Source organism: Rhizobium sp. CFBP 8752 (genome assembly GCF_014842035.1).
In the GTDB taxonomy this organism is placed as follows: domain Bacteria; phylum Pseudomonadota; class Alphaproteobacteria; order Rhizobiales; family Rhizobiaceae; genus Neorhizobium; species Neorhizobium soli.
This window is the reverse complement of the sequence record NZ_JACYUZ010000002.1, coordinates 449,762-462,410: the sequence shown is the minus strand read 5'-3', so window position 1 is coordinate 462,410 and position 12,649 is coordinate 449,762. Positions and strand designations below refer to the sequence as shown.

9 protein-coding genes are annotated in these 12,649 nt (G+C 60.8%); 5 read left to right on the top strand and 4 right to left on the bottom strand.

Going from position 1 to position 12,649, the window contains the following annotated elements:
• The first annotated feature begins 3 nt into the window (after window positions 1-3).
• The 5 genes from IFT59_RS15300 (at window position 4) to IFT59_RS15280 (ending at window position 5,671) form a co-directional block, all read left to right on the top strand.
• On the top strand, window positions 4-972 hold the full coding sequence (locus IFT59_RS15300) for a flavin reductase (protein WP_192087408.1): 969 nt from the start codon (window positions 4-6) through the stop codon (window positions 970-972).
• 25 nt (window positions 973-997) lie between these two features.
• Complete coding sequence (locus IFT59_RS15295) at window positions 998-1,879, top strand: MBL fold metallo-hydrolase (protein ID WP_192087407.1); 882 nt, start codon at window positions 998-1,000, stop codon at window positions 1,877-1,879.
• 39 nt (window positions 1,880-1,918) lie between these two features.
• Window positions 1,919-3,043 carry a zinc-dependent alcohol dehydrogenase family protein gene (locus IFT59_RS15290; RefSeq protein WP_092662871.1) on the top strand — a complete coding sequence of 375 codons (1,125 nt, stop codon included), beginning with the start codon at window positions 1,919-1,921 and terminating at the stop codon, window positions 3,041-3,043.
• A gap of 588 nt (window positions 3,044-3,631) precedes the next feature.
• Complete coding sequence (locus IFT59_RS15285) at window positions 3,632-4,222, top strand: DUF4360 domain-containing protein (RefSeq protein WP_062577828.1); 591 nt, start codon at window positions 3,632-3,634, stop codon at window positions 4,220-4,222.
• A gap of 57 nt (window positions 4,223-4,279) precedes the next feature.
• Window positions 4,280-5,671, top strand: a complete 1,392-nt coding sequence (locus IFT59_RS15280; RefSeq protein ID WP_192087406.1) for a DUF4360 domain-containing protein — start codon at window positions 4,280-4,282, stop codon at window positions 5,669-5,671.
• An 80-nt stretch (window positions 5,672-5,751) separates the two neighbouring features.
• Here IFT59_RS15280 and IFT59_RS15275 read toward each other — a convergent pair whose 3' ends face one another.
• From IFT59_RS15275 to IFT59_RS15260, 4 genes are all read right to left on the bottom strand, one after another.
• Entirely contained in the window at window positions 5,752-8,880 is a 3,129-nt protein-coding gene (locus tag IFT59_RS15275) for an efflux RND transporter permease subunit (protein WP_192087405.1), read from the bottom strand.
• Window positions 8,881-8,910: 30 nt separating this feature from the next.
• A complete protein-coding gene (locus tag IFT59_RS15270) occupies window positions 8,911-10,023 on the bottom strand; it encodes an efflux RND transporter periplasmic adaptor subunit (protein ID WP_192087404.1) in 1,113 nt (370 codons plus the stop codon).
• Window positions 10,024-10,076: 53 nt separating this feature from the next.
• A complete protein-coding gene (locus IFT59_RS15265) occupies window positions 10,077-10,361 on the bottom strand; it encodes an EF-hand domain-containing protein (RefSeq protein ID WP_113111390.1) in 285 nt (94 codons plus the stop codon).
• A gap of 233 nt (window positions 10,362-10,594) precedes the next feature.
• Complete coding sequence (locus tag IFT59_RS15260; RefSeq protein ID WP_192087403.1) at window positions 10,595-12,493, bottom strand: mechanosensitive ion channel family protein; 1,899 nt, start codon at window positions 12,491-12,493, stop codon at window positions 10,595-10,597.
• Window positions 12,494-12,649 lie beyond the last annotated feature (156 nt).

The following is a 12,649-nucleotide window of genomic DNA, read 5'->3' as shown; positions in this document are numbered from 1 at the left end:
ACCATGTCCAACGACCCCCGCATTCTGCGTAACGCGCTTGGATCCTTCGCGACCGGCGTGACCGTCGTCACCACCCGATCCGCGGACGGGCAGGATATCGGACGCACAGCAAACAGCTTCAGTTCGGTGTCGCTCGATCCGCCGATGATCCTCTGGAGCCTTGCCAAGACATCCTCAAGCTTCGACGATTTCCGGCAGGCGGGCCATTTCGCAGTTCACATCCTGTCAGCCGAACAGAGCGACATCTCCGGTCTTTTCGCCAGCAAGAAGGAAGACAAGTTCGAGGGGCTGACCGTGGAGAGGGGAGACGGCGACATTCCGCTGCTCAAAGACTGCGCTGCCCGTTTCGAATGCCGGACCGCCCATCAGTATGAAGGCGGGGACCATATCATTTTCGTGGGCGAGATCACCGGGTTCGAGCATTCGAGCACACCGCCGCTGGTCTTCCATGGCGGGCAATACGGCCGGCTCATTCGCCACGCCGGCGAAAACACCTCGTTTGAGAAAACGGAAAGCAGTCTTTCGCCCGATGATTTCATCTACCAGATCTCACGGGTCTTCTATCAGATCCGCAACGACGCGGTGTTCGAACGCCGGCGGCGCGGATGGAGCGGCGCGGACTATGCCGTGCTGACGCTGCTCGGCCATGAGGATGGCAGGACACTCGACACCATCAGCGAGATCGGTCGCTCCCGCGGAGACGAGATTACCGACGAGACGATGGCAAAGATCGAGGCCGAAGGGTTGATCGAGATCGACGGGACAGGACCACGGCGTGCGCATCTGACGGGCGCGGGACGCAAGGCGATGATGGAGATCGTTGCCATGCTGAAGGCTGCCGAAGCCGACTGCCTTGCGCTTCTCGACGAAAACGAGGTCTGGGTGCTGAAACAGCTGCTGAACCGGCTTGCGACATCGACTGATTCCGGTTGGCCTCCGGTCCGGCAACAGGCAGCTGTCGCGAGCGCGTGAGCAGGCCCGAACTTCGGAGATTTTCATGACCCGTTTTGCCATTGGAGACATCACGGTTTCGGCCATCTGGGAGCTGGAAGATACATCGTTCCGGATGAAGACGTTCTTCCCTCTCGTTACGGACGAGTTCCTCGAGCGCGAGCGTTCCTGGCTTGCACCGGCGTTCTACGATGCCGATAGCGATCGGATCAGGCTCAGCATCCATGCCTGGCTGGTCGACACCGGCCGGCACAAGATCCTGATCGATACCTGCGTCGGCAACGACAAGGAACGGCACGCTCGCACCCAGTGGTCCAACCTTTCGACCCCGTTTCTCGAGCGTCTTCGCGCAACAGGCGTTGAGCCCGAGGACATCGATTATGTCTGTTGCACCCATCTCCACGCCGATCATGTCGGCTGGAACACAAGGCTGATCGACGGACGCTGGGTTCCGACCTTCCCGAATGCCAAGTACATCTTTGGCCGCACAGAGTACGATTACTGGGCCGAGAAATACGGCTCCGATCCCGGCGGCCATCATCTTGCAGCCTATAGCGACAGCGTTCTGCCCGTCGTGGAGACCGGTCAGGTCGTGCTGGTCGACGATGGGTATGAACTGGATGGCTGCCTCACGTTCAAACCGGCGCCGGGCCACACGCCTGGCCATGTCGCGATATGGCTGCATTCCAATGGCCGCGAATGCGTGTTTTCAGGCGATATCATCCATCACCCGATCCAGCTCAAATATCCGCAACTGAGTTGCATGGGCTGCGAAAATCAGGCCCAGTCCGCGCTTACGCGGGCAGCATTGCTGGGCGATATCGCCGACACCGAGACTATGCTGATGACGGGGCATTTCCTGGCGCCGCACGCCACGCAGATCGAAACCGACGGCGGAAGTTTTCGCATGCGGTGCAGACAATGCTAGTTTTCACGCGCCGCATTCCAGATTCCAGAGAGGTATGACATGAAGATCCGAGCCGCAACGCTTCGCCAGACAGGCGCGAGCATGCCTTATGCAGAGAGCAAGCCGCTTGAAATCGCCGAGCTGGATCTCGATCCGCCGGGGCAGGGAGAGGTGCTTGTGCGCATTCGTGCCGCAGGGCTCTGCCACTCGGATCTCTCGGTGATCAACGGAAGCCGGCCGCGACCGCTGCCGATGGCAATCGGTCACGAGGCCGCGGGCGAAGTGGTGGAGCTGGGTGAAGGTGTCGACGATCTCGAGGTCGGCGATCACGTCGTGCTTGCCTTTGTGCCAAGCTGCGGCCACTGCCTTCCCTGTGCGGAAGGAAGACCGGCGCTCTGCGAACCGGGCGCTGCAGCAAACGGCAAGGGCACACTACTGACAGGCAGCATCCGCCTGAAATCGCACGGCGAGCCGGTCCATCATCACATCGGTTGCTCGGCTTTTGCCGAACACGCGGTCGTGTCGCGCCGCTCGATCGTCAAGATCGACAAGGACCTGCCGTTCAACGAAGCAGCGCTGTTCGGCTGCGCGGTCCTGACCGGCGTCGGCGCGGTGGTGAATACGGCGAAGGTCCAGGCAGGCCAGACCACGGTCATAATCGGCCTCGGTGGGGTCGGGCTTGCCGCTCTGCTGGGAGCTATTTCGGCGGGTGCTGCGCAGGTGATCGCCGTCGACCTCTCGGATGACAAGCTGAGCATCGCCCGCGATCTGGGCGCCACGGCGACAGTCAATGCCCGCGATGCGGATGCGGTCGACAAGGTTCGGCAACTCACCAATGGCGGCGCTGATTTTGCTTTCGAGTTTGCCGGTTCCGAAAAGGCGCTGGAGAGCGCCTACAGGATGACACGGCGCGGCGGGACGACGGTGACGGCCGGACTGCCGGCACCCACCGCGACGCTTCCCCTCAACATCGTCAGTCTTGTCGCCGAGGAGCGAACGCTGAAGGGCAGCTATATCGGCACCTGCGTCCCCGTCCGCGACATTCCGCGCTACGTTGCTCTCTACAAGTCCGGGCGCCTGCCGGTGAACAAGCTTCTCAGCGGCGAGATCCGGCTCGACGAGATCAACGAAGGTTTCGACCGCTTGCACCGGGGCGAAGTGATCCGGCTGGTTGTTCAAATGTGACGGCGGGCTTGAGCGGTAGAGACGATCACCATCGGGCGTCGCTCGGCGCGAATTCTATGTCGTCGCCGTGCCGGGTGTGGACAGCTTGAACGACATTCGAGGAAATCTATCGCATGATGCCGTCGAGGAGCGGCATCCTTTCGGACGATAAAGCCGCTGATAACCGCCATCAATCGCTTTTTGCCTCTGCGCGCGCCGGTGTTCGGCAGCCCGCGAGGATTGAGATGGTCCGGCCTCACTGGAACGGATGGATGGTGCCGTCGCAGCGCAACTCGACAGGCCAATGCCGAGGCTGACCGCCAGAGCTGAAAGACGCAAAGTTGTGCCAATCCTGAACATCTGAATCTCCTCGGTCAGTGCTTTTTGCTTCGATGGATCCGGTTTCGCACCCAAAGTGATTGGATTGCCTTAATTAGACCTACGAAAAGTACCTTCACCGCCACTTTTAGTTAAAAATCTTTTAACTCTCCTACTGACATTTGGCATCAGGCGAATGACTCCGACATGAATGTCCCACTCAGGAGAAGTTCAGCTCACTCGCGTCATGCCGCTACCGAACGCCACGTTCGACAAAATTTGAGGAACCCCATGAAAACCGCAGGTCTCTTGCTCGCATCTCTCCTTATGGCCTCGGCCGCCCAAGCAGACGATATCTCGCTTGGCACACCAGGCTATGGCGGAAGTGGTTGCCCTTCTGACAGCGTATCGGCGACCATCAGCCCTGATGGAAAGGCTCTCAGCCTGCTGTTCGACAACTACATTGTTGAAGCCGGCGGTGATACCGGCAAATCCCTGGACCGCAAGACCTGCAACGTTGCCATACCGGTCCATGTCCCGCAGGGTCGCAGTGTTTCGGTCCTCGCGATCGATTACCGCGGGTTTAACCAGCTCCCACGCGGCGCGCGCTCGCAGTTCAATGTGGAGTACTTCTTCGCGGGCAGAAGTGGTCCGGCATTCACAAAAACGTTCAACGGCCCGGTCGAGAAGGATTATCTGATTTCAAACAAGCTCGTTGCGGAATCACTGATCTGGTCGGCGTGCGGCGAGGACGTAAACCTGCGCACCAATTCCAGCATCCGCGTCAATACCACGCGCAAGCAGGAGGCCATGGCGACAGTTGATACGCAGGACGTGAAGGCAGCGATCGTCTACCAACTTCAGTGGCGCGACTGCCGCTAAAAAGGAAAATCCGGGGCAGCACGGTCGCTGCCCCCCCGATGCCGGGAATATTTTGTCATGCGTATCCGCCGTTTCCTCCCGCTGCTTGCTGTGGTCAATTTCTCTGTTCCAGATCTGGTGCTCGCAGCAGACGGATGCGCTGAAGGGACATACTCGCGCGTCCGATCACCCGACGGCAACGCGACCAGTTATCTGTTCGACGATTTTTCGGCGACAGCGGGCGGTGCCTCCGGTATCCGCCGCGCCACGACACGCTGCTCGCTCAGCGTACCGGTGACACAGCCGGATGGTCACTCAGTTTATGCGATGGACTATCGCGGCTTTGTTTCGACGTCGGAAGGGCAGGCCGTGTCCATTCAAGCTCTCAAGGATCGGATGGAGATACTGAAATACGAGGCGTCCGGCCCAGTGGATGCCGACGTCGCGGTTGGTGGCAAGGTCGGGGTCTCGGGATCGAGCACACTCGACCTTACAGTGCTCCTCACATCCGCCGGGCCCTTGGACGATGAGGCCCAGGACGCAATCCTGTTCCTCGATACCATCGATTTCGCTCGCCTCGGCTTCACCACAACCCGCTCCGTGGTGGACTCGATGAACCAGATTGCACATCAGCGGCAGTCCATTGCACTCGATCTTTCTCAAACAGCACTAACGCTGTTAGGCCAATCCGAGCGCTTCGACAGCGGAAGCTATGTCTCTCTCTCGGGCAACAGTGACGCGGCGGCGGGCTTTAACGCTCGCTGGGAAGCTGGCAGCGGCTTCAGCCTGCTTGGGGGCGCAACACGCGTCAGCGCGAGCGCGTCGGACGCTCGCTCGGACGACCTTGCGCTCTTTGCCGGAGGTATCCGATACACGACTGCGCCGGCAACATGGCGTGCTTTCGGGGAGGCTGGCGCATGGGGATCGCCCGATGTTTCCGCGTCGCTCACCCGAAGCTACATGAACATCGATGAGATGATCCAGACCGGGGGTGCGACATCTGGATCGTTGTTTGCGTCCTACGCTCGGGTTGGTGTCATCTACGCGCCCGACGATACCAACGAACTGGCGCTGTCGACCCGTTTCGCTCGATCCTGGCTCGACCTCGATGGCTATGGGGAAGACAAGACCGACAATCTCTTCGCCGCCAGGATGGGATCCGGCTCAACGATCACTGACAGTCTCGGCGCCGAATTAGCTTGGAGCCGCAAGCTCGATGAGCGGTTCGACCTGACGCTTTTACTGGGTGTAGGACGCACGTCCGCAGACAAGAAGGGCGTAGAAGCCTCCGTCGACTGGGTCGGCGATGTCAAGGGCAGCACAGAGGACCAGAATTATGCGGCGCTTGGCGGACGCATCGGGTGGATGGTTACCGAAAAATGGCAGGTCAACACCTCTGCCGCAGCAACGTTTCGCGAAGACGCCGATCCTGTATGGAGCATCGGCGGCCAGCTGAAGGCGTCGTTCTAGGTCCCCGCAACGAAAGCGCTTACGTGGAGGTTCGGTTTCATGCGAACGACTTTACAAGGCTCTCTGCTTGCCGGCCACAGTTAGCTTGAAACTGGAACGCGACGTTTGAAGCGCTCTTCCATTCTCTGCATGACGACGAAGAGCGACGGTACGAAAACGACGGTCAGGCAGGTTGAGCCCATCATGCCGGTCAGAACCGCGAGCCCGATCGACTTTTGCGCGCTCGCTCCCGCCCCGGTCTGCAGCACGAGCGGCACGACGCCGAGGATGAAGGCGATCGACGTCATCAGGATCGGTCGAAGCCGCGTGATCGCAGCCCTTATGGCCGCATCCACGGTCTCTGCGCCGTCATGCAGCCGCAGATGCCGCGCGGTTTCAACGATCAGGATCGCGTTTTTGGCCGACAGTGCCACCAGCAACACCAGACCGATCTGCGTGTAGAGGTTGACGGCGGCATTGAGCGACAGCAGCGTCGTAGCCGTTCCGATCAGCGCGAGCGGGACGGTCGCGATGACGCTGATTGGTGCGTACCAGCTCTCATATTGGCCAGCCAGAACGAAATAGACTAGAAGCAGGCTCAGGCAGTAGACCAGATAAATCTGTCCGCTGAGTTCTCGTTCCTGGTAGGACGCAGCCGTCCATTCCCGTTCGAAATTGTGAGGCAGCAGCGACTTTGCGATCCCGTCGAGTGCATCGAGCGCCTGGCCGGTCGAATAGCCTTGCGCCTGCGAGCCGATGATTTGAGCGGATGGATAGAGATTGTAGAGGCTGATCAGCGCAGGCCCGGTGGCCGGTTTTACGTCTGCGATCGAGCCCAGCGGCACCATCTGGCCGGAGGCGCCGCGCAGCCGAAGCCGCTCCAGGTCGGCGACTTCGGCGCGCCTTGAGGCGTCTGCCTGTACATAAACCTGGAAAATGCGGCCGAAGAGGTTGATCTGGCCGGAGTAGGACGATCCGATGTACTGGCTGACAGCGTCGTAGGCGCCGCCTACATCGATCTCGGCGCGCTGAGCCTTGCTTCGATCAATCGAGACGGCAAATTGGGGGGCGTCGGCACGGAACGGACTGAAGGCTTCGCGGAATGTCGGATCAGACCCTGCTGCACGGGCGATGCTGGCCGCCACTTCTTCCAAAGCCGCATAGTCGAAGGCGCCGTCACGGGCCTCTACCTGCATGGTGAAGCCCGCCGCGTTGCCGATACCCTGGATCGGAGGCGGCGGAAGCACGAGCGCCTGTCCGTCCGGGAGATCGGCAGTCAGCCTACGCAGGTAGGTGTAGAGCGACAACAGGTCATCTCCCTGTTGGCGAAGGCTCCAGTCCTTGAGGATCACGTAGAGGACACCCGCGTTGGAAAGGCTGGCATTGTTGTTGAGGGCGGAGACGCCGCTGATTGCGACCGCCGTTTCAACGGCATCCAGCTTCTCGACCCGCCCCCGCAGGTTTTCGATTGCGAGGCGTGTGCGCTCGAGCGACGCGCCCTCGGGCAACTGGACCGATACCAGAAAATACCCCTGGTCCTCGATCGGCAGGAAGGCCGTCGGCACCTGCGCCAGCAGGGAGAGCGAGAGCGCGACCAACAGCAGTGCCACCAGCGAGACCGTCACACTGAAACGGGTCATGACCCTCACCAGCCCTGCATAGACCCGTTCGACGGCATCGTAACTTGCGTTGAAACCGCGGTAGACGACGTTCTTGCGCGGCTTCAGGGCATGTGGTTTCAGCCATAGGGCGCATTGGGTCGGCTTCAGGGTCACGGCGTTGACCGCGCTGATCAGGGCCGTTGCGGCAATGACCAGCGAGAACTGGCGATACATTTCGCCACTGAGGCCAGGCAGAAAGGAGGCCGGGAGGAACACGGCAAGCAGCACAAGTGTGATGCCGATGATCGGGCCCATCAACTCGTCCATGGCAAGCGCCGCAGCCTCCGTTGGCGTTTTTCCGTTATCGAGATGGCGAGCAGCGGCCTCGACCACGATGATTGCATCGTCAACCACGATGCCGATGGCAAGGATGATGGCGAACAGGGTGGAAAGATTGATGGAGAAACCGAACAATGCCAATGCGCCGAAGGCGCCGATGATGGTGACAGGCACCGTAGTGGCAGGCACCAGCATCGCGCGCCAATCCTGCAGGAAGATGAGGATGACAACCAGCACGAGGAACGCGGCTTCCACCAGGGTGTGGTAGACATCATCGATGGCGGCCTTGACGAACAGCGTCGTGTCGAACGGCACGGAGTGGCGAAGCCCTTCGGGAAAGTCGGTCGACATGACCTCCAGTTTCGCCTTGACCGCCGCTACGACGTCAAGCGCATTGGCCTCGGGCAACAGAAACAGTGCGAGGCCTGCCGCCGGCTTTCCATCGAGACTGAAATCCTGGCTGTATTGCTGAGCACCCAGCTCTACCCGTGCCACGTCGCGCAGGCGCACAAGATCACCATTGTCATTTGCGCGCAGGACGATGTCTTCGAAGGCCGCCACATCGGCGAGCTTGGAGTCGAGCTTCAGCGTGTATTGGAAATCGCGCCCCTCCGGCACCGGTGGAAGGCCAAGCTGGCCGGCGGACGATGTGCGGCTTTGCTGACGGATCGCGTTGTTCACATCTGACGGCATGAGACCGCGTGCCGCCATCAGGTCCGGATCCATCCAGATGCGCACCGCATAGTTGCCGGCGCCGAAAACCGAAACACTACCGACGCCGGGGATGCGAGCGATCTGATCGATCAGGTTGATGGTTGCATAATTGGTCATGAACAGGCTGTCATGATCCGGGTTGTCGGAGGTGAGTGCTACAATCGCCAGAATAGCCGTCGAGCGCTTGGCCGTCTGCACGCCTTGTGCCTGTACGGCATCCGGAAGGGAAGGCGTCGCACTCGCCACACGGTTCTGCACAAGGATCTGCGCCGCGTCGGGATCGGTGCCGATGGCAAAGGTCACGGTGAGTGCGTAGGTGCCGTCACTGGTGGAGGTCGATTGCATGTAGAGCATGCCCTCGACCCCATTGACCTTTTGCTCGATCGGCAATGCCACATCATGGACGATCGTCTCGGCGTTGGCACCGGGATAGCGTGCCGTCACCTGCACCGAGGGCGGTACGACATTCGGATATTGTGCGACAGGCAGGCCGACCAGCGCCACCAGACCGAGTATGACGGTCAGGAGCGCGATCACGTTCGCAAGCACCGGTCTATCGATAAAGAACCTGGCCATCCTGGGGCATTCCCTGTTTCTGTAAGCAGATCAATCGAGTGCCGTCACGACTTCGACGACTTCTCTGGCACGCAACCCAGCCCCGCCCTTGACGATCACGCGGTCGCCCTCTCTCACGCCATTGACAACCTCCCGTCGGCCGCCGGCGGCTTTTTCTCCGAGCGCGACTTTGACGGCTGCGACCTTGCCTTCGGCATCGACGATTTGAAGCGTTCGGCCCAACTGGGAATTGCCGATCGCGGCCTCCGGCACGGTCAGTGCCTTGCGCGTGACGATCGGGACTCGGACGCGGGCAAACATGCCCGGCGATAGCAAGCGGTGCGTGTTGGCAATAACGCCGCGAAGGGTCATGGTCCCACTCGCGCTATCCAGCTCTGGCGCGATGTAGTCGAGATATCCACTGTAAGGGTAGGTCGCATCACCCTGAAGACCGGCTTCAACTCGGATCGCCCCGAGGCTCCTCAGGTCTATATGGCGCTCAGCCATCGCGCGGCGAATGGCGATTACCTGCCGCTCATCGGCCGAGAAGAGTACGTGGAGCGGGTCCGGTTCGACCAGCGAGGCGAGCTTCGGAGACGATGCGGCATTGATAAAGGCGCCGAGATCGGCCGCGCGTGCGGATAGGATACCGTCGAACGGCGCCTTCACTTCCGTGTAGCTGAGGTTGATGTCAGCACTTCGCACCTTGGTCTTGGCGGCCTCGACCTGTGCCTCGGCTGCCAGTCGCTGTGCCACCGCCGATTCATTTGCGCTTAGCGATACGACCTGCTTGGCAGAAAGTCCTTCCTGCCGGGCCGCGTTTGAGACCGCCTGTTGCAGGTTGGCCTGTTGCTGACGCAGTTCTGCTTCGGCAGCTGCAAGGCTGATGCGATAGGGTTCGGGCTCTATGAGAAAGACGACGTCACCTTTTCGCACGGTGTCGCCTTCATTGAAGTTCACTTTCTCGAGCGTACCGGAGACTCGGGCGACGAGGTCAACCTGGTTGACCGCGCGGAACGTTCCCGTCGTCTCCAGGTACAGCGTCACCTCGACGAGGGTAGGTGCCTCGACCATGACTTTCCGCTTCTCGGCCTGGGCGCAGGCCTGCCCGACCCAGCCAATCAGCAGAGCTGCGGCCACCAGGGGCAACAGTGCATGTTTCATGGAAAGATCCTTCCCTTGCGCATGTCGTGGCAGGCCTGCTCAGGGAGCGGCAGCTATTTCAGCGACTGCAACTCGTTCGGCGTCAGGAGTCCGTTCTTGTCCTTGTCGATCCGGCCAAACGCCAGGTTGTAGCGACCGGCCTGCTTGACCTTGAGTGCTATCGGCTTTCCGGACGCGGCCATCGTGTCGATGAAAACCTTGAATTCGGGTTGGTCCAGCATCGTGTCGGCGTTCTTGTCTGCGGTCATGAAGGCCTCCTGTTGCGCATAGCCGCTCGAAGCGACGGCCAGCCCCCCGAAGACGATCAGAACAGGGGTGATCAGCTTAACGTTTGCCATTTCGATCTCCTTTGAGTGTTGCGATATCCGCCAGGTTGATCCCTGTGTCGGGAGCCTCCTGCCGGGCGGACGCGGTCAGCAGTCCATTCTTCAGTTGCGGAACTGCCAGCATCAGCTAATCCGGACCAATTCTTCGCGACGAGGCCGCAGGACCTGCTCCAAGGGACTGGTCAATGTCCCTACGATGCTGGACGGCACGATCAACCAAAGGCTGCAGTGAAGCCATCCCATGTTCATGGGGTCTGCACCTCGTCCAGTGTGCCAGCCACCGGGGCTGCCGTGGCGCGCCTTTCAGCAAGAGAGACGTGGACGCCATCTGGCGCGAGATCGAAGCCGGAGGCTTCGAGCACTTCAAGCAGCAGAGAGCGGATCAGGGGAAGGGCGGTCACCGCTGCGGCACGCGCCAAATTGAAGCTCAACACCAGCTCCCTGGTCTGCAGATGGGCTTCAGGCGGGCTGATCGCGATCTTGCCGACGATATCGGCCTGAAGCCTGGTTTCGCTTCGAAGGGTCGACGCCGCCAACCGCAGTAACCGCGCGTGCCCGACGGCGTCCGTGTCGTTCTCCAGTCTCAGGCTAACCCGAGCGAGGACGAGTCCGCGACTGCGGCTGACAACGGTCTCGATCTGGCCATAGGGAATTGTATGCAGCCTGTCATCCAAGCCGCGCAGTCTGAGACTGCGGATCAGTATCTGCTCCACCCTGCCGGGAGTGGAGTCGATTTCAATCTCTTCGCCGAGCCGGAACGCATCGTCCAGCATCCAGAAAATGCCCGATATTACGTCCTTCACCAACGCCTGGGACCCGAGACTGATGGCCAGACCCAAAATGCCGGCGCCGGCTATGATGGGAGTGGTGTCGACCCCAAGAACCGACAGGGTCACGAGCGAGAAAATCGATCCGATGAGCCCCAGCAAGACCACACGAAGGATCGGCAGAACCGTTGTCATACGCGCAAGGTGCAACTCCGCGTCTTCCAGCGAGGTGAGAGCCTCCTTCGGCATCATGCGCGACTCTACCCATGCGTGGGTAACCGCGGCGAGTACGGCAGCGAGCACCAACACCAAAAGCGAAAAATTGATCTGCCGCGAGTAATGCGGCCAATCCTGTTGCGGGATGACCGCAAGCGTGCCGACCAGCCAGTACTCGACGATCAGCCTGAGGATGACAGCTGCCGCCAAGGCATCGATCACCACCCGCACCACGAACAGTCGACGCATCACCTCGGGCTTGCGCGACAGCTGGATCGAGAGGGCGATCGAGCGATCGAAGGCCAGCGCCAGCATAAGAGCGATCGTTGTTCCCTTGATGCCCTGGTACAGGTCAAACTGCTGCATCAGCCAGCCCCATATCCACAAGCCTGACACCAGCAGGATCATCCAGGCGGCGACCATGTGTAGCCGCGGCGTCAGGCCGTGCCGGCGCAGAAGATGCAGTAATCTCAAAGCCGCCGCCGTCATGGCAAACGCGCCGAGTATCGCCAGCAGCCGCACCGAGTTCGGCGGCATGCCGACGCGGGCGGCTGCTGCCAGAAGGCACACCATCAGGTATCCGCACGCCAGGATCACGGCGCTTCGCCGAAGTCCTTTTTCCGCGCCGCTCTCGTCCAGCGGCAGAAGCCGCAATTGAGGAGTGCGGGGCGAAAAGACAATGCCGAGAAAGGTAATGGCAGACAGCCAGTAGATGACGGAAACAAGAAACTCCCTGGCAAAACCATCCCCGAGCGGATCGGCGCTCAGCAGTCGAACGGCTATTGCGCGCCCCACCGCGGTGGCGGCCAGCAATGGCACAAGGCTCCAGGCCGTCCGTTTCAAGACGGCGAGGAATGGGACGCGTTCGCGCGCGGCAGCCTCGCGTCGGCCTCTCAGCCCGTAACTGCTCAGCATAAAAATCAGCATGACGACACCGACGGCGCCAAGGCTGAGGGCAAGAACCCTGGGCGCCGAGGTCATGGACACCGTGCCCGCCCATAACAGTTCCCGATCAAGATGTGGCAGGGCGAGCGCCGTGTCCACCAACGCCGTCTCGAGACGATCGACGACCTGCTCTGCACTGACGATCCAGTCCGCGACGTTGACGACAGACTGATCGGGGGCCGGGGACGGGCCTGTTGCAGTCGCGGAGACGTCCATCGTGCCAGTCCCGTTCGCACTTGCAGAGAAACTACGGCTCGCCGGGCAAACCGGCTTGGCGAGCAATCGATAGTTTCAACCATTAAGTGCGTTTAAGGTGCGCATCCACCCCATGTTCATGGCGTATTCGCGGCACCGGAAACGGGCATGATGGGG

Coding starts and splice junctions, on each gene's coding strand:
- IFT59_RS15300 (WP_192087408.1), top strand. CDS start 4: ATGTCCAACGACCCCCGCATTCTGCGTAACGCGCTTGGATCCTTCGCG.
- IFT59_RS15295 (WP_192087407.1), top strand. CDS start 998: ATGACCCGTTTTGCCATTGGAGACATCACGGTTTCGGCCATCTGGGAG.
- IFT59_RS15290 (WP_092662871.1), top strand. CDS start 1,919: ATGAAGATCCGAGCCGCAACGCTTCGCCAGACAGGCGCGAGCATGCCT.
- IFT59_RS15285 (WP_062577828.1), top strand. CDS start 3,632: ATGAAAACCGCAGGTCTCTTGCTCGCATCTCTCCTTATGGCCTCGGCC.
- IFT59_RS15280 (WP_192087406.1), top strand. CDS start 4,280: ATGCGTATCCGCCGTTTCCTCCCGCTGCTTGCTGTGGTCAATTTCTCT.
- IFT59_RS15275 (WP_192087405.1), bottom strand. CDS start 8,880: ATGGCCAGGTTCTTTATCGATAGACCGGTGCTTGCGAACGTGATCGCG.
- IFT59_RS15270 (WP_192087404.1), bottom strand. CDS start 10,023: ATGAAACATGCACTGTTGCCCCTGGTGGCCGCAGCTCTGCTGATTGGC.
- IFT59_RS15265 (WP_113111390.1), bottom strand. CDS start 10,361: ATGGCAAACGTTAAGCTGATCACCCCTGTTCTGATCGTCTTCGGGGGG.
- IFT59_RS15260 (WP_192087403.1), bottom strand. CDS start 12,493: ATGGACGTCTCCGCGACTGCAACAGGCCCGTCCCCGGCCCCCGATCAG.